At 44.1% G+C, this 15977-nt stretch carries 19 protein-coding genes and 1 pseudogene; 5 read left to right on the top strand and 15 right to left on the bottom strand.

What is annotated here, in order from left to right; all coding sequences use genetic code 11:
• Window positions 1-27: 27 nt before the first annotated feature.
• The 9 genes from SCRDD08_RS01045 to SCRDD08_RS01005 all read right to left on the bottom strand — a co-directional run bounded on the left by SCRDD08_RS01045 (window position 28) and on the right by SCRDD08_RS01005 (window position 6897).
• A complete protein-coding gene (locus SCRDD08_RS01045; protein ID WP_061422045.1) occupies window positions 28-1260 on the bottom strand; it encodes a bifunctional folylpolyglutamate synthase/dihydrofolate synthase in 1233 nt (410 codons plus the stop codon).
• A gap of 230 nt (window positions 1261-1490) precedes the next feature.
• Entirely contained in the window at window positions 1491-1802 is a 312-nt protein-coding gene (locus SCRDD08_RS01040; protein ID WP_005591498.1) for a DUF1292 domain-containing protein, read from the bottom strand.
• Window positions 1803-1821: 19 nt separating this feature from the next.
• Window positions 1822-2241 carry a Holliday junction resolvase RuvX gene (gene ruvX, locus SCRDD08_RS01035; protein ID WP_005591497.1) on the bottom strand — a complete coding sequence of 140 codons (420 nt, stop codon included), beginning with the start codon at window positions 2239-2241 and terminating at the stop codon, window positions 1822-1824.
• Window positions 2241-2507, bottom strand: coding sequence for an IreB family regulatory phosphoprotein (locus tag SCRDD08_RS01030; RefSeq protein ID WP_005592119.1), 267 nt, complete (start codon window positions 2505-2507; stop codon window positions 2241-2243). The genes ruvX and SCRDD08_RS01030 overlap by 1 nt, the downstream gene beginning before the upstream one ends.
• A gap of 168 nt (window positions 2508-2675) precedes the next feature.
• Window positions 2676-3233, bottom strand: coding sequence for an SP0191 family lipoprotein (locus SCRDD08_RS01025; RefSeq protein WP_061422044.1), 558 nt, complete (start codon window positions 3231-3233; stop codon window positions 2676-2678).
• A 43-nt stretch (window positions 3234-3276) separates the two neighbouring features.
• Window positions 3277-3843: an SP0191 family lipoprotein gene (locus SCRDD08_RS01020; RefSeq protein ID WP_005591494.1), complete on the bottom strand. Its 567-nt coding sequence runs from the start codon at window positions 3841-3843 to the stop codon at window positions 3277-3279.
• A 107-nt stretch (window positions 3844-3950) separates the two neighbouring features.
• Complete coding sequence (gene spx / locus SCRDD08_RS01015) at window positions 3951-4349, bottom strand: transcriptional regulator Spx (RefSeq protein ID WP_005591493.1); 399 nt, start codon at window positions 4347-4349, stop codon at window positions 3951-3953.
• Window positions 4350-4434: 85 nt separating this feature from the next.
• Entirely contained in the window at window positions 4435-5583 is a 1149-nt protein-coding gene (gene recA / locus SCRDD08_RS01010; RefSeq protein ID WP_061422043.1) for a recombinase RecA, read from the bottom strand.
• Window positions 5584-5640: 57 nt separating this feature from the next.
• Window positions 5641-6897: a competence/damage-inducible protein A gene (locus tag SCRDD08_RS01005; protein WP_061422042.1), complete on the bottom strand. Its 1257-nt coding sequence runs from the start codon at window positions 6895-6897 to the stop codon at window positions 5641-5643.
• A gap of 270 nt (window positions 6898-7167) precedes the next feature.
• Here SCRDD08_RS01005 and SCRDD08_RS01000 point away from each other — a divergent pair, with 270 nt between their 5' ends.
• Window positions 7168-7578, top strand: coding sequence for a helix-turn-helix domain-containing protein (locus SCRDD08_RS01000; protein ID WP_061422041.1), 411 nt, complete (start codon window positions 7168-7170; stop codon window positions 7576-7578).
• 34 nt (window positions 7579-7612) lie between these two features.
• On the opposite strand, the gene SCRDD08_RS00995 is transcribed toward SCRDD08_RS01000, so the two are convergent.
• The 4 genes from SCRDD08_RS00995 to ruvA form a co-directional block, all read right to left on the bottom strand.
• Window positions 7613-8179: a GNAT family N-acetyltransferase gene (locus SCRDD08_RS00995; protein WP_061422040.1), complete on the bottom strand. Its 567-nt coding sequence runs from the start codon at window positions 8177-8179 to the stop codon at window positions 7613-7615.
• 82 nt (window positions 8180-8261) lie between these two features.
• Complete coding sequence (locus SCRDD08_RS00990; RefSeq protein ID WP_061422039.1) at window positions 8262-8915, bottom strand: CPBP family intramembrane glutamic endopeptidase; 654 nt, start codon at window positions 8913-8915, stop codon at window positions 8262-8264.
• Window positions 8916-8919: 4 nt separating this feature from the next.
• Window positions 8920-9474 carry a DNA-3-methyladenine glycosylase I gene (locus SCRDD08_RS00985; protein WP_061422038.1) on the bottom strand — a complete coding sequence of 185 codons (555 nt, stop codon included), beginning with the start codon at window positions 9472-9474 and terminating at the stop codon, window positions 8920-8922.
• A 9-nt stretch (window positions 9475-9483) separates the two neighbouring features.
• Window positions 9484-10074, bottom strand: a complete 591-nt coding sequence (gene ruvA, locus SCRDD08_RS00980) for a Holliday junction branch migration protein RuvA (protein ID WP_061422037.1) — start codon at window positions 10072-10074, stop codon at window positions 9484-9486.
• Between the two features lie 169 nt (window positions 10075-10243).
• On the opposite strand from ruvA, the gene SCRDD08_RS00975 reads away from it, so the two are divergent.
• A complete protein-coding gene (locus SCRDD08_RS00975; protein ID WP_061422036.1) occupies window positions 10244-10750 on the top strand; it encodes a helix-turn-helix domain-containing protein in 507 nt (168 codons plus the stop codon).
• Window positions 10734-11255 (top strand): RDD family protein, encoded by a 522-nt coding sequence (locus tag SCRDD08_RS00970; RefSeq protein WP_061422035.1) that lies wholly within the window; start codon window positions 10734-10736, stop codon window positions 11253-11255. Before SCRDD08_RS00975 ends, SCRDD08_RS00970 begins: the two co-directional genes overlap by 17 nt.
• Window positions 11256-11290: 35 nt before the next feature.
• On the opposite strand, the gene mutL is transcribed toward SCRDD08_RS00970, so the two are convergent.
• Window positions 11291-13234 (bottom strand): DNA mismatch repair endonuclease MutL, encoded by a 1944-nt coding sequence (gene mutL / locus SCRDD08_RS00965; RefSeq protein WP_061422034.1) that lies wholly within the window; start codon window positions 13232-13234, stop codon window positions 11291-11293.
• Between the two features lie 182 nt (window positions 13235-13416).
• Between mutL and SCRDD08_RS00960 the strand changes: the two genes are divergently transcribed.
• On the top strand, window positions 13417-13857 hold the full coding sequence (locus tag SCRDD08_RS00960) for a LytTR family DNA-binding domain-containing protein (RefSeq protein WP_061422033.1): 441 nt from the start codon (window positions 13417-13419) through the stop codon (window positions 13855-13857).
• A complete protein-coding gene (locus tag SCRDD08_RS00955; protein ID WP_061422032.1) occupies window positions 13854-14324 on the top strand; it encodes a DUF3021 family protein in 471 nt (156 codons plus the stop codon). The genes SCRDD08_RS00960 and SCRDD08_RS00955 overlap by 4 nt, the downstream gene beginning before the upstream one ends.
• Before the next feature lie 69 nt (window positions 14325-14393).
• Here the strand turns inward: SCRDD08_RS00955 and mutS are convergent.
• Window positions 14394-15977: pseudogene (gene mutS, locus SCRDD08_RS10895) on the bottom strand (DNA mismatch repair protein MutS); the annotation flags it as partial.

The raw sequence follows: 15977 nt of genomic DNA, 5'->3' as shown, positions 1-15977 counted from the left end.
TACCAAACAGGGCTTTCTATGGTCAACTTATACACTCTGGAGGTAAGCTCGAACCTCTGCAATGAAATAGAGTGAGCCCGTTACAAAAAGAACTTGGTCAGCCGTCTGCTCTTGTTTGAAATTCTCGATAAAGGCTCTGTAATCCGCTACATAATCAAAGTCCGCAGCTTCTGCCTGCCCCACAGATTCCCCGTAGTCAAAGCTGGTCACCGTCACCTGAACCTCTGGCAGAGTCTCCTGCAAATAGGCCAGCATACCGCTATAATCCTTGCGCTTTAAAGCTCCAAACAACAGGCTGCATGTCTTGCCCTTCTGTCCCTTGATAAACTCGACCAAACGCGCCAGAGCTGGCAAATTATGGGCACCGTCCAGATAGATATTCGGGCTAATTTCCTCTAGCCGCCCCGCCCAATGGGTCTTCCGCAAAGATGAAGGAAGCAAAGAAAAATCAATTTCCCAGCCCATTTGCTTCATAAAAAGCAGAAAAGCCTGCAAAGCCAGCGCTGCATTTTCTTCTTGGTAAGCACCTTGTAATCCCAAGACCAGATGCGATAAAAGAAGATCTTGATTCTTAAAAGAACCATCAGAAAACAAAAAATCTCGTCCGTATTCAAACAAATCCAAATTCAAGCTTGCTGCCCGCTGCTCACAGACCTGACGAGCCTCCTCCGGCAAGGGGCCAATGACCGCAGAACGACCGTTTTTGAAAATGCCAGCCTTCTGTTCCGCAATCGCTGTAATGGTCTGCCCCAACGTCTCCTGATGATCCAAGCCCACCGATGTGACCACTGCAACTTGCCCATCCAAGACATTGGTCGTATCCAGAAGTCCGCCAATCCCCACTTCGATGAGAGCCAGATCAACCTGCTCCTCTCTAAAATAAAGAAAGGCCAGCAAGGTCAAGATTTCAAAATAGGATAGCTGGTCGTGAGTCTTGACCAATTCTCTCTCCATCTCCTGAATCTGCCGCCCCAAGCGAACAAAATCAGCATCCGAAATCGGCAGACCATTGATACAAATACGGTCATGAACGCTGATCATATGCGGAGATGTAAAGCTAGCTACCTTTTTCCCCTGATCGGCAAATAGATTTCGCATAAAAGCAATAGTAGAGCCCTTGCCATTCGTTCCCGTCACATGAATGACGGGGTAAGCCCGTTCAGGATTCCCCAGCAAATCTACCGCTCTCTGCATCCGTTCCAGACCTGAACGAAAGTTCAGGCCAATACGATCGTTCAACCATTTTTCAATCTCATTCATCATTTTCCTACATAAAAAGAGAAGCGAAGCGGACTTCAAATGTGAATCGCCACTCGCTTCTCTCTCTTTTCTATTCTTCGTAAAGAAACTAGCTGTGTCCAAGCCATGATAAGTTTTCAAGCCGGCTGATTTTCTAGTTTCTAGTTGCTATACTCAGGCTAAAAAGGTCCCCCGGACCTTCCTTGCTTTCTAGTTTTCAAGCTCGGGCTAAAAAGGTCCCCCGGACCTTTTTACTCCTCCATAAAGCTGTTGAAGACTTCTTCAATCATATCCCACTCTGCATCAGAGTCTTCTGGGATTGGCTCCAACTCGCCTTCTGTGCCGTCTTCATTTTCTGTAAATGAGTAAGCTTGGATTTCAACTTCGCCGTTCTCATCTTCTTCAGCATTTACTGGTACTAAAAGTACGTAATTTTTTCCAAACTCTTCCTTACCATCAATCGTCAGAAGAATTTCAAATAAATTCTCGTTCCCTTGCTCATCTACCAAGGTAATCAATTCAGGCTGTGCCTGTTCGTGGTCATGATTATGATCGTGTGCCATAATGTTTCCTCAATTCTTTCTAAAAGTTTCTATCTAAATAATTTTGTAAAATTAGCTGAGCCGCCAATTTATCAATCACTTTTTTGCGCTTGCTGCGGCTGACATCCGCCTGTTCAATCAGCATGCGCTCAGCAGCCACTGTCGTCAGACGTTCGTCCTGATACTCGACTGGAATTTGGAAAAGCTGGGCAATCTTCTCGCCATAAGCCTTACTCGCTTCTACTCGTGGACCGCTGGTATTGTTCATATTTTTAGGGAGGCCAAGCACAAACTTGTCCACCTTATATTGCTCGACAAGCTCCGTCAAACGCTCAAAACCGAACTGCTCTTTCTCTTCATCAATCTGAATGATTTCAAGCCCCTGAGCGGTGAAGCCAAGTGGATCGCTAATTGCGACGCCCACTGTTTTCGAGCCAACATCTAGTCCCATAATTCTCATCAGAGGTCAATGCCTTGCCCTTTCAGATAATAACGCACCAGTTCCTCTACGATTTCATCGCGTTCGTATTTACGAATCTGATTTCGAGCATTATTATAACGAGGCACATAAGCAGGATCTCCACTCAGCACGTAACCTACGATTTGATTGATTGGATTATAGCCCTTATCATTGAGTGACTTGTAGACATCGGTCAAAGTCTCGCTAATTTCTTTTTTGTTTGAATCATCAAGATTAAAACGTACAGTTTCGTCTGTAAATCCCACAATTACACCCTCTTTCTTTAAGAATACCATCATTATAGCATAATTACAGCAGTTTCACAAACTTAATCCATGTAAATTTTCTACTTTTTCGACATTTTTTCAACTATTTACCGTTCCTTCCCATCAAAAAACTAGCCCTTTTTCAAAGACTAGTTTTCATCAAAAATATTAGGACGGATTGCTAATTTCCTTGCCCCCTTCATCTTGGAAGGACTTGATAAATTCTTCTGGAGTCTGAGACTTCATTTGGCTAAAGATTGGCCCATAGGTCGGTACTTTAGAAGCCGCATCATAATCAAGATTTGTAGGATCAATAACGAAATCAATATCAACAGTGCCTTTTTCGGTTACTTTAACATTCACTTGAATACCTTTTACTTGTTCAAGTTTATCCACTCCTGAACTTTGCTTGAAGCTCTTGCTCACCTCTTCTTGCAGAGAGGACAAGTCTTGACCAGCTAAGGCAGACTTAGCTTCTTCTGGCAAATTTTGTGAAATAGCAATATTAACTTTTTCATACTTCTTGCCCGCATAGGTAACTGTCAAGGTCATCGTTTGATCAAGGCCTTGTACCTTTTGATTTAACTGATAAGACTTGGTAACCGATTTATCTTTTGCCTTGCTTTGGACAGACTGGTTGCTACCAGCTTTTCCACTATGTGATTGTTGTCCACAAGCCGTCAACACCGCCAAACTAGCCATTAAAAGTACTACTGATTTTTTCATTTCTTTCTCCTTTTTGGTTTTCTATGATTGACAAGAAGCTTCCTTACTGTTGCTCCTCAGCCCCGTTCATCAATAAATTATTGATATATTCTTCAGGTGGCATCTTTGTCATTTCTTTTAGATTGCTATTTTTAAAATAATTTAAAGTGAGTGCCTTTTCAATATCCAAATTGTCAAAATCGTAAGTTGACGTGATTTTCATTTCATTTTCATTAAGAATCTGAACAGTTCCGGTGAAACCCGCAACAGTTTTTGCCTGAGTATAGTCCGTATCCTTTTGCATTGATTCATCCAAGAGCCGCTGAGTCTCCTCCAGCCCCACTTCTTTAATAGCATTTTTGATACTATCATCCGTTGGAGTAATTCTCTCCATAATCACCTTGATAAAACGTTTCCCTTGATAAGTGATAATTTGACTAGATTGAATTCCTTGCTCATCTTTGGGGAAAACTAGTTTTTTGGTGATGACTTCCTGCTTTTCAGCCTGACTGATAATGGGAAGATTAGTTGTAATTTCCTCTTTTTTTCCCTTTGGCTTGTCTGCTTTCTTATGAGCGCAGCCAGTCAATATCACAGCTGCTAAGCCAAAAATTAGTAAAAATTTCTTCACGTTCCGTCCTCCTCAGAGATATTGTATCATAGTTTAACCGCTTGTCAATCATTTTTAGGTAATGAGACAGAAAAAAGGCAGCCTAAAAGGCGCCTTTCCTTATCTAATTATAGAGCTGCTCGTAAGCGAGCTTCTGTATTCTCAACATTGCGCACTGCACGAGGTAAGAAGGCACGGATATCATCTTCCTTGTAACCAACTTGGAGACGCTTGTCATCCACCAAAATCGGACTTTTCAGAATCCGCGGTGTTTCCATGATAATGTCAATAACTTCGTTCACACTCAAATCTTCAATATCAACACCGAGTCCTTTTGCATAACGGTTTTTTGAAGATACAATGCTGGCAATGCCATTTTCAGTTTTTGCTAAAATATCAAGAATTTCTTCTTTGGTAATTCCTTCCTTACCAAGGTTTTGCTCCTTGTAAGTCAATTGATGGGCGTTTAGCCAGGTCTTTGCTTTTTTGCAGCTAGTACAACTTGAAACCGTATAAATTGTGATCATGCAAGTACTCCTTTCGCTACACGATACTACTATCGTAGTATATTATACCACAAAAACCATCGGTCTTGCGACCTATTTTGAAAAATTATTCCTCAATGTCAAAGGCATCGTCTAGATCAAGAGTCACTTCTTCTAATTTTTCAAGAGGAGCCTCAGCCTTACCCTCCACTGCTTCTGCTGGCTCATCATCTTCAATCAAGCCGTAACGTACACGGACTTGACGGTCGATTTCTTCAAAGACTTCTGGATGATCAGCCAAGTATTTCTTCGCATTTTCAGAACCTTGACCGATTTTTTCATCATTGTAAGAATACCAAGCACCAGCTTTTTTAATGATATCCAAGTCAGTCGCAATCTTAATCAGCTCGCCTGTCTTAGAAATACCTTCTCCGTACATGATTTCCACGAAAGCTTCCTTGAATGGTGGAGCCACCTTGTTTTTCACAACCTTGATTTTAGTTTCCTTACCGACATTGGTATCCTTCGCATCACCCGTACCCTTGATTTGGGTATTGCCACGGACATCCAGACGAACAGATGCGTAGAACTTGAGAGCACGTCCACCCGGTGTTGTTTCAGGATTTCCAAACATAACACCAACTTTTTCACGTAACTGGTTGATAAAGATAGCAATCGTCTTGGTTTTGTTGATAGAAGCAGACAATTTGCGCATGGCCTGGCTCATCATCCGAGCCTGCAAACCGACGTGGCTATCACCGATATCGCCATCGATTTCTGCACGAGGGACGAGTGCCGCAACTGAGTCAATGACGACCAAATCAACTGCACCAGAGTCAATCAATTTTCCTGCAATTTCAAGACCTTGCTCCCCTGAGTCTGGTTGTGACAGCAGCAATTCATCAATGTTTACGCCCAAAGCTGCAGCGTATGACGGATCCAAAGCGTGCTCTGCATCAATAAAGGCTGCGATGCCGCCTTCTTTTTGTGCTTGAGCAACTGCATGAAGAGCAACGGTTGTCTTACCGGAAGACTCTGGACCGTAAATCTCAATAATCCGCCCCTTAGGATAACCACCCGCACCAAGGGCGATATCCAAAGCCAGAGAGCCTGAACTCATGACTTGAACCTTTTGCTCCGCCCGCTCGCCCAGACGCATAATCGCTCCCTTACCGAAGTCTTTTTCAATGTTTTTTAGGGCATTATCCAAAGCTTTTTGGCGTTCATCTCCAAATTTCTTTGTGATTTCATCCAAATTTTTCTGTTTTTTTGCCATTTATTTCTCCTATTTTTTCTAAAATGTCTTTTGGCCATCTGTTTATTATACCAAAAATCAGTTCTTTAATAAAGTTTTTCGTATAAGGTTGAAGGCATGCATAACGGCAATCTTCCGCACATCACCTCGGCTGCGACCAGCAATATTGACCTCAATAATTTCCGTTCCTGATTCACTTGCTAAGCCGATAAAAACTGTCCCAGCTGGATGACCTTCCAACGAATCTGGTCCAGCCACACCTGTCAGACTGATAGCCAAGTCACTCTGAGTCAGCTTTCTAGCCTGCTCTGCCATTTTCCCAGCCGTAAAAGCCGAAACAACGCCGTGCTTCTTCAGCTCTTCCAGCGGAATATTTAACATTCGACTCTTTTCTTCTATGCTGTAGGTGACAAAGCCACCTGAAAAAATAGAGGATGCACCAGCAAAATCCGCCAAGGTCGCCTGAAAGAGCCCTGCTGTCAGACTCTCTGCCGCTGAAATCGTCTTCCCTTGACTCTTTAGCAAATCAAAGGCAACTTGAGCAAGCGAATTGTCATCCCCATAACCATAGAAAATCTCTGACAGTGACTGTCCCTCAAAAGTCTGATGTGCCAAAATTTCCTTTTCCACAACCTCAAACTTATCATCCGCTTCTGCCTGACTCAAAGCCTTGGTGGAAAGTCGCAAGGTCACTTCGCCCGTCTTTGCATAAGGTGCAATGGTCGGATCGCTTTGTTGATCAATCATTTCAGCCAAAATAGTCACTAACTGACTCTCGCCAATACCGAAGAATCGGAGCACCCGTGAATACAATTTCTGGCCTGTGGATAAGAGGGGAACCAACTCGTTATTGACCATAGGCTTGAGCTCGCTAGGCGGACCTGGCAGGACCACATAGGTCACTCCATCAACCTCTAGTAAACCACCAACGGCCAGACCTGTCGCATTTGGTAGCGGAGTCGAGCCTGTCACCAGCTGGGCCTGACGTTCATTGTTGGGCGTTCGGGCATAGTCTGGTCGGCTAGCAAAAAAACGATCCAACTTTTCCACAGCCGCTAGGTCGAAGCTCAAATCTCGACCGATAAACTTAGCCAAGGTCTGCTTAGTCAAATCATCCTCCGTTGGCCCCAAGCCTCCTGTCAGGATAACTAAATCACTGCGCTCTTTGGCAATTTCTAGGACGGAGAGAAGACGATTTTCATTGTCCCCCACTGCTGTCTGAAAATAGACATCAATTCCTAGACTAGCTAGCTTTTCAGATAAAAATTGGGCATTGGTATTGACAATCTGACCTGTCAGAATCTCGGTGCCCACAGCAATAATTTCTGCTTTCATAGAACCTCCTACCTTACTATTCGGAATTGGCTTTATTTTATCACAAAAAATCTTAAAAAAGGTGATTTTCTTTTCAGGAAATAAAAAGAGCTGTCAACTTGATTGACAAAGTTGTCAACATGCTGTGGATAACTTTTGAAAATCTGTTTGTTATGGAGAATAACTGGATTGTTAGGCAGATGCTATTGGCAAAGGAGACTTTTCTTTTTATAATAAAAATGAAAAGGGCGTAAAAAGTAATTTATTCATTTCGTTAGAAAGGGAATCATCATGAAAATCTCTCAAGTTCTCAAAGACATTCGTCAACATCATCAACTCACTCAGGAAGCCTTAGCAGAAAGACTCAAGGTTTCCCGCTCTGCCATTGCCCGCTGGGAAAGCGGAAAAGGAATCCCTGATATTGGCAATCTCATCGCTATCAGTCGGGAGTTTGACCTCAGTCTGGACCAGCTCATTAAGGAGGATGAGCATTTGGAGAAAAAGGTCATCGAAGACAGTAAGGCTAAAAAATGGCATTATTTAGTTATCCTCTACCTTTTTTCCATCTTGGTTTACATTGGTGTCTTTGCTTACTTGCACCATATCTTTATGGCAGGCTTCCTCGTCTCTACTCTCTTTATGCTTTTCTACGAGCTGCGCATCTTTATCAAGGAAAAGATTTGGATGCAAAAGGAAGAGTAATAATATTCACTCTGTACAGAAAAGGCTTAGACAACTATCTTGTATAGGCCTTTTTTTCGTCATTCTTTAACTTACTTTCATAGCGGAGACGGATGGTTGGCTCTCCGCGAAGGCTCAATCCCTCCTTTTCCCACATCAGGGTCATCCCAACTTTTTCTAAAACTCCTTGACTAGCAAGATTGGGCTTAGTCGTGTGGGCAAGAAATATCTTTACCCTCGGCATGTTCTGAGCCAATTCTTTTAAGGCTAAGGCTGCTTCAGTTGCGTAACCTTTTCTGTGATAGTTAGCATTGACCGTATAGCCTATTTCCGCCGTTTCTTGTTCTGTATCTATTCGAAGAGAGATATTGCCAATTAATTTGCCTTCAGATTTCAACTCGATACCGTAGCGGCCCAAAGGAGCACTTAAATTATATAAGACAAGGCTCTCTCGGCTTTCTTCTATGCTTTGGTGCTCTGGATAATCATATTTTAATAATTCTCCATCTGAAGTATACTCATGATAATCCAACAAATCATCCATGGTCATGGGACGTAGGAGAAGGCGCTCCGTCTCCAAGATACGATTCTCCGCTAAATATACTAAGGCTCTATTATCCATCCTTCATTTCCTTTATTATAAATCTTCAAAATAGTTAAAAAGTAACCGCTAGACTTCGCTTTATTTACTTATCGCTCTACTACTACATTAAAAGAATTGTTATCATAAAAGCAATGATATTGTTGCAACAATGAAGGGCAATTGGATACCAGATATTCTTGTCCTTTCTCAGATACAGGAGCGAGAGAAGAAGACCTCCGGCAATGTAGGAAATAGCTGTCACCCATTCTGATAAGTCCCAGCTGTGCATATGAAGAGTGGCAAATAGAATGGTTGTTAAGACAATACCTAGCCAGTTAGAGAATTTTGCCAAGAAACTGCCTAGGAAAAAGCGGCGGAAGAAAAACTCTTCAACGATTGGCCCGATAAAGCAACCGATAACCAAGATTAAAAATGGATTTTTCAACAAGGCATCTTGAATACTGGCATCATTCTGCCCCTGTAGCGGCAAGCCCAGACTCTGTTTAATCAAAGCTGAAAGCAGGTTGCAGGCCATGGACAAGAAGAAAACGAAGACCATATATAAAGAGATCGTTTTTAGAAATTCCTTCTTCTTAGTCAGAATCAAGGCCAACTGCCCCTTTAATTCTTCACGATAAGCTAAGATTCCTAAGATAAATAAAAGGAAATAAACTGGATAAATTAGCCAATTTATTCTAATCAGCTGCAAGCCTCTACCTAGAAATAAAATAGTATAGAGGGTGATAAAAATGAGGAGAAATTTTCTTGTTTTCATTGTTCTACTTCCAATCACAATCATTTTCATGGTCATTGATAAGACCAGCGGCTTCTAGAAATGAATATATACAAACAGGACCAACAAATTTGAAGCCTTGCTTTTTCAGTGCCTTGGACATGGTTTCTGAAAGCTCTGTCTTTGTCGGCGCTTCCTTGTAGTTCGTAATTTGATTGTCAATCGTTTTGAACTCGACAAAGGACCAGATATAGTCATTAAAAGAGCCAAACTGCTTTTGAACAGCCAAAAAAGCTTGGGCATTCGCTCTGGTCGCATAGATCTTCATCTTATTGCGGACGATATCAGGATTATCCAAAAGAGCATCCAAGTCTGTATCCGTCATCTGAGCAATTTTCTGGGCATCATAGAAATGAAAAGCTTCTCGAAAAGCTTGGCGTTTATTGAGAATGGTCTCCCAAGAAAGTCCAGCCTGATAGGTCTCCATGCAAAGCAATTCAAATAATTTTTGATCATCATGGAGGGGCGTACCCCACTCATCATCATGATAGGCTACATACAGGGGGTTGTTCATTTTTACCCAGCCGCAGCGTTTAGTCATAACTTTCTCCTATTTCACTAACATCTTGAGAGCAGACTTGATATAGTTTTCAGCTGTATCCGTCGTTCCTTCAAAGAATTTCTTGATTTTCTTGAGCTCAGCAGCTTTGTAGCCCAGAGCCAACATGGCTTCCATGGCTTCTTCTAGCTCCTGATTATCCACAGTCTGGACGGGCGCCTTACTTTCTGCCGGACCATCCGCCGCCACCACCTTGCCTTCCAAGTCCAGCACCATCTGCTGGGCCGTTTTCTTACCAATCTTAGGAAATTTGGTTAGGTAGGTGATGTTTTTTTGCTCAATGGCTTGCACCAAGCCAGCATTATCATCTGCCGCAATAATAGCCAAGGCAGACACTGGGCCAATACCTGAGACTGAAATCAAGCTGAGAAAGAGTTGCTTCTCCTCCTCTGAGCGAAAGCCATAAAGCAGCTGCGCATCCTCACGGACAACCTGATGCACATAAATTCGAGTTTCTTGATTGACCAGACCTGAGTAAGCATAAGGATTAGCCACATGAAGAATATAGCCAATAGAGTTGACTTCCAATACAATGTACTTGGCTGTAATTTTACTGATGATTCCTTTAAAATATTCGTACATAATCTTCCTTCCTTTTGTATCATTTTGCCTATCTAGTATATCATATTTTCTGTCTGGAAACTGCAAACAGAAGTGCAACGATTGGTTGACAAAATGTACAGGAAGCTGTATTCTCAAGATAAGGAAAAGCTGTTAGGATAGAGTTAGCAAAGAAAAGGGGGCTGTCACGATGAAACTAGCTGATAAATTATTTGAACTAAGAAAAGAAAAAGGCTGGTCACAAGAAAAGCTAGCTGAACAAATCAATGTCTCTCGTCAGAGCATTTCCAAGTGGGAGTCTGGCCAAGCGCTGCCAGAGCTGGAAAAAATTGTAGAGCTGAGCAAGATTTTTCAGGTGACGACAGATTATCTACTTTTAGAAGAAAGTGACAAGCCGGAAATAAAACCCATCCTCTCAGAAGACGAAAAAGACCGCTACTATAAGCAAGTAAAATCTTATGGCTTCTGGCATATTTTGTATATTCTTGTATCAGCCTTGGCTATTTATCTCTTTTCCGCAGGTTCTATCTTTCCAGCAAAATTTACTGCTCTGGTCTGGTTGAGCTTTTTCCTCTTGATCGCATCAGCAGTAGCTATTAACAAGGCGTTAAAGATTAAGAAAAAATATCTGGACAAGGTTATCGGACTTGATGAGGATTCTGAGAAAGAAGACGCTAAAGGTGAAACTAAAAACTGACAATCCCATACCTATCCAAACTCGTCTGAAAGAGCTGATTGGAGACTGGCTCTTCATCTCGGGCTACCTCATTGCTCTTTTTTTACTAGCTATGGGCTTTTACAATCTGGTTCTAGGAAACATTCCTGCATTCACTGAAGCCCAGAGCCAGCTTCTGGCTTTTTCTAACTCCGTCCTGCCTCTAACTATCATCTTTGCTTGGTTAGACTATAGAAAAGGAAGTTTTGGCAAGCATTGGGCAGGTTTACAGTTGGTTTACAAACATAAGAGCCTTTCCTACAGCCTTTTGCGCTCTGCTATCAAGTTTTTCCCTTGGCAGCTGGGGCATATGGGAGCTATCCGTAGTGCTTATCAAGCAGATGCTCTGTCAATTTTCTTGTCAACTTCAGCAGGTATTCTCTTCTTGACCTTTCTGCTGATGGGACTGCTTCGCAAGGACAAACGCCATCCAGCTGATTTACTTGCTGGGACACAAGTTCAGCTCAAATATCAAAAACAGCTCTAGTTCCATGACTAGGGCTGTTTTATCTTCTATAAAGTTTAGTATTTCCCCAACTCCCGTAGGCTAGTATGATTTTCCTGAATGCGGCGGAACATTTTTTCCATATCCGACTTGGTAAAATTGACCAAGACCGGTCGGCCGTGTGGGCAGTTGTAAGGATTATCACACTGGGACAACTGAAAGAGCAAGTCACGCGCAGAGTAGTCATCCAGACTGTGATTGGCCTTGATGGAGCGTTTGCAGCTCATCATAATGGCCAACTCTGCTCGATATTTCTTGATAGAAACTTCCTTGGTCAAGAGAAGCATATCACACATCTCATAGATGCCAGCCTCAATCTCCTCTTCCTTAAACCAAATGGGATGCTCGCGGAGGATAAACTGATTGGCTCCGTACTCTTCTAAAAAGATGCCAGCATCTTCTAGCAGCTCCATCCGCTGCTTGATTCGCAGCATATCGTCCGCTGGAAATTCAAAGATATAGGGCACCAAGAGCTGCTGCTGGCTATTGTCCACATCTCCAATCTTCTCCCGATAATACTCATACTTGACTCGCTCTTGGGCAGCATGCTGGTCAATAATGTAAAGACCGCCCTTGCCCTGAGCGAAGAGATAGGTACCATGCATCTGGCCGAAATATTCTAACTCTGGGAAGCTTGATTTCTCTTCCTGTTCCAACTTATCCACAGCCCGCTCCAGACTGGCCTGGTCTAGCTCTGGATGGTCTAGCCGGTCATAGCTAACTGGCTTTCTCTCTGCAAATTTGACCGAAGTCGGTTGCGGTTCTGCTTTTTCATCTGTCGCTTCATGAACAGGCTCCGCTGTTTCTTCGAAAGATAACTGCTGCTCTGCCACCTGTGGCTTGAGGAAGAAGTCATTCTGCTCTTTATCGTAGTAGAGGCGATTTTCTTTCAGCGGAAGACTAGTCTGTTCGGGCTTAGTCGCACGCTTAACAGTTGATTTGGCTAGATTTTCCAAAGCATCTGGGATAAGGTCCTGCTCCTTGAGACTGGTCGCAATGGCTTGCGAAATCAAGGCCATGAGTTCGCGCTCTTTAGAAATACGCACCTCTTGCTTGGTCGGATGGACATTGACATCGGCCAGATAGGGATCAATCTGAATATTGATGACCGCGAGTGGAAAGCGGCCTACCATCAGCTTGCTGCCGTAGCCGTCCAAAATAGCACGATTGAGTAGGAAATTCTTAATGTAGCGGCCATTGATGAGAATCGTAATATAATTGCGGTTCGCACGAGTCAACTCAGGCAGGCTGACATAGCCACTCACTTCAAAATCCAAATCCGATGCAGAGATTTCTACCATTTTCTTGGCTGTTGCCAAACCATAGATGCCCGCAATAGCCTGACGCAGATTACCACTGCCGGCAGTCCGTGTCATTTCGCGGCCGTCACTGATAAGGGTGAAAGCCACTTCCGGATGGGCCAGACTAAGCCGATTAATCACATCAACGATATGGGACAGCTCAGCCTGCTGGCTCTTCATATACTTGAGCCGGGCTGGAGTATTAAAGAAGAGATCTTCTATCTTGATTTTCGTTCCTACCGGACTGCTGGTAGGCTCATGCTCTTCTATCTCACCGCCTTGGGCAACCAGCAAAGTCCCGTGCTGACCAGATTCGGTCGCTGTTTCAATGGTAAAACGCGAGACAGAAGCAATGGAAGGAATGGCCTCGCCACGGAAACCCAGCGTCCGAATCCGAAAGAGATCCGCCTGTTTCTTGATTTTACTGGTAGCATGGCGACGAAGAGCCAGAGGGACATCTTCGTGGTCTATGCCCTCGCCATTATCCGTCACCTGTATGCTCTTGAGTCCGGCCTCCTCGATTTCGATAGTAATCTGGCTGGCACCCGCATCAATTGAATTTTCCACTAGCTCCTTGACCACGCTGCTAGGCCGCTCAATGACCTCACCAGCCGCAATCTGATTGGCTAGAATTTCTGGAAGTTCGATAATTTTTGACATCTTTTTCTCCGTATTTGTTCTGCTATCTATTATAACACATTGGGCCCTCTAGCAGAGGGCAGCCTTGTCTTGACCATTCTGCCCGCAAGGCAAACCAGATAGACACAAATAGCTGCCACATAGACAAAAGGGCTTGTTTTCGCTGCTAAGTTGCGGTTTAATAAAGGTGAAAGGAGGAAGTTATGAAAGTTAAGCTAAAAATCGATTCTCAAGTCACCGAAGACTCCGTCAGCATTGAGGCTCGCCTCATGACAGAAAGCATTCAGGAATTGGTCCACTTTGCTCAACATCTAGGCAAAGAGGACAAGATTCATGTCAAGAAAGAGGACGAAATCTATCTGCTGGATGCTAAGGAAATTCACCGACTCTATACAGAAAATCGTCAGGTTCGGGTCCGAACGGCAAAAGACAGCTATCGAGCTCAACAAGCTCTTTATCAATTGCTGCAGGTCCTACCGGAATATTTCCTGCAGATTTCTCAGTCGGAGATTATCAACAGCCGGCAAATCAGCCACCTCAAGCTGACTCCAAATGGTCTGATTCAAATATTTCTGAAAAACGGCGACCAGACTTACTCGTCCCGCCGTTATCTCAAATCCATTAAAGAAAGGTTGCAATTATGAAAAGTCGTCTTAAAGAACTCTTTTTCGGAGGGATTGGAGGGATTTTCATCGGTCTCTTCTTCTCCATGATTGTTTCTTATTTTTACAATCCAGCTTATCTACCGCTTCATCCTCGCTCGCCTATCGGCCACTTCTTCTTAAGCCAGCATGTCCATGTTTCCCTCATCATGCTCTACTGCATGCTTATCTGGTTTATCATGGGAGCTGTTTTCAGATGGAGTGGAAGCTTCTTCCAAAAAGACTGGAGCATCCTGCGCTCCATCATCAGCCACTATGGCGTGATGATTCTGACCTTTGCACTTTTGGCCAACCTAGCCGGATTCTTCCCAAGAGAAAAAATACTCAGCCTGACACTGACTGCCGTCGGGGAATTCACTCTCATCTATCTAATCATTTCAGGTGCCATCTACTACCGCACTTACCGCAACATTCAAAAAATCAATAGCGGTTTGTCTAGCGAATCTTGAGAAACAAAAAGAGTAGACTTGTTAATTTCACAAGTCTGTTCTTTGTTTTTACAACTTCTTCTTGATTTCAGCCACCGCTGCCATGACTTCCAGGGGAGTCATATTGTAGATGTCCAAGTCTCGTAGTTCATTCAGGACTGGATTTTCCGATCCTTCTGCGAAAAGAGACATCTGCTCTGCGACTTGTGGCTGCTTTTGTAGGCTTCTATCAGGGAGTTCTGAGCCTAGTCCTGTATCCTGACTTTCCAAATGACTCAAAATGCTGTCCGCCCGCTCCAGTAATTTCTCAGGAAGTCCGGCAATTTTCGCCACATGGATTCCGTAGGACTTGTCAGCCGGACCTGGCTCAATCTTATGCAGGAAAGTCACCTGTCCGTCCTTCTCCAAGGTTGCCACATGAACATTTTCCAAATGCTCCAAGCTATCCTCTAAGGCTGTCAGCTCATGATAGTGGGTGGCAAAGAGGGTCTTGGCTCCAGTATAGTGATGAATGTGCTCGATAATAGCCTGAGCCAGCGCCATCCCATCATAAGTCGCCGTCCCACGGCCCAGCTCATCAAAGAGAATGAGCGAACGCTCGCTGGCCTGCCGAATGGCCCGATTGGCCTCCATCATCTCCACCATAAAGGTGGACTGGCCAGACACCAGGTCATCCGCTGCACCGATGCGAGTGAAAATCGCATCGAATAGCGGCAGACTGGCAGACTGAGCGGGCACATAAGATCCCATCTGTGCCATAATGACGATGATAGCCAGCTGGCGCATATAAGTCGATTTCCCGCTCATATTCGGCCCAGTAATCAGCTGGATGTCCGTTTCCTGGTCCAGCAGAATACTATTTGGAATGTAGCTTTGAGCTCCCATGACCTTTTCGACAACAGGATGGCGGCCTTTTTCAATCTGCAGACAGCGCTCCCCAGTAAAGACAGGGCGCACCAAGTGCTGCTGTTCAGCCACCGCAGCAAAGCTCTGCAGTACATCTACAGCTGCTAGCGTTTGTGCCAAGGCCTGCAAGCGCTGGATATATTTGCCAGCTTCCTCGCGAATCCGCATGAAAATTTCGTATTCCAAATTGGCAGATTTTTCACGCGCCTCCAGCATCTCTCCCTCAATCCGGGCCAGCTCCTCCGTTCCGAAACGCTCAGAATTTTTCAGGGTCGCCTTGCGGAAGAAATGACCAGGCACATGAGCCAGCTGGGAATTGGTCACGTGGAAATAGTAACCATCTTTTTTGTTGTAATCAATCTTTAGATTGCTGATGCCGCTGTTGGCACGTTCTTTGGCTTCCAGCTCCGCAATCCATCCGGTCCCCTCCCTCAGCACAAGCCGATACTGATCCAAGGTCTCATCAAAGCCTGTCCGAATGATATTGCCCTCGGTGATGATATGAGGTGCATCTGGCGAAATGGCCGAGCTAATCAAGCCCGCCAACTCTGGAATAGGATCCAAGCCCCCAATCAAACGAGCTAGATGCGGACTGCCAATTCCTTGCAGGATAGCTTTAATCTGAGGCACATTGCCCAATGTTGCTGCCAGCTGCAGTAAATCTTTAGGATTAGTCTTGCCAAAAGACACCCGACTAGCCAGCCGCTCGATATCATAGACTCCCTTGAGGCTCTCTGTCAAATCACTCCGCTCAAAGAAATGATCCAG

Source organism: Streptococcus cristatus (genome assembly GCF_001578775.1).
In the GTDB taxonomy this organism is placed as follows: domain Bacteria; phylum Bacillota; class Bacilli; order Lactobacillales; family Streptococcaceae; genus Streptococcus; species Streptococcus cristatus_A.
This window is presented reverse-complemented; position numbering and strand designations above follow the sequence as displayed.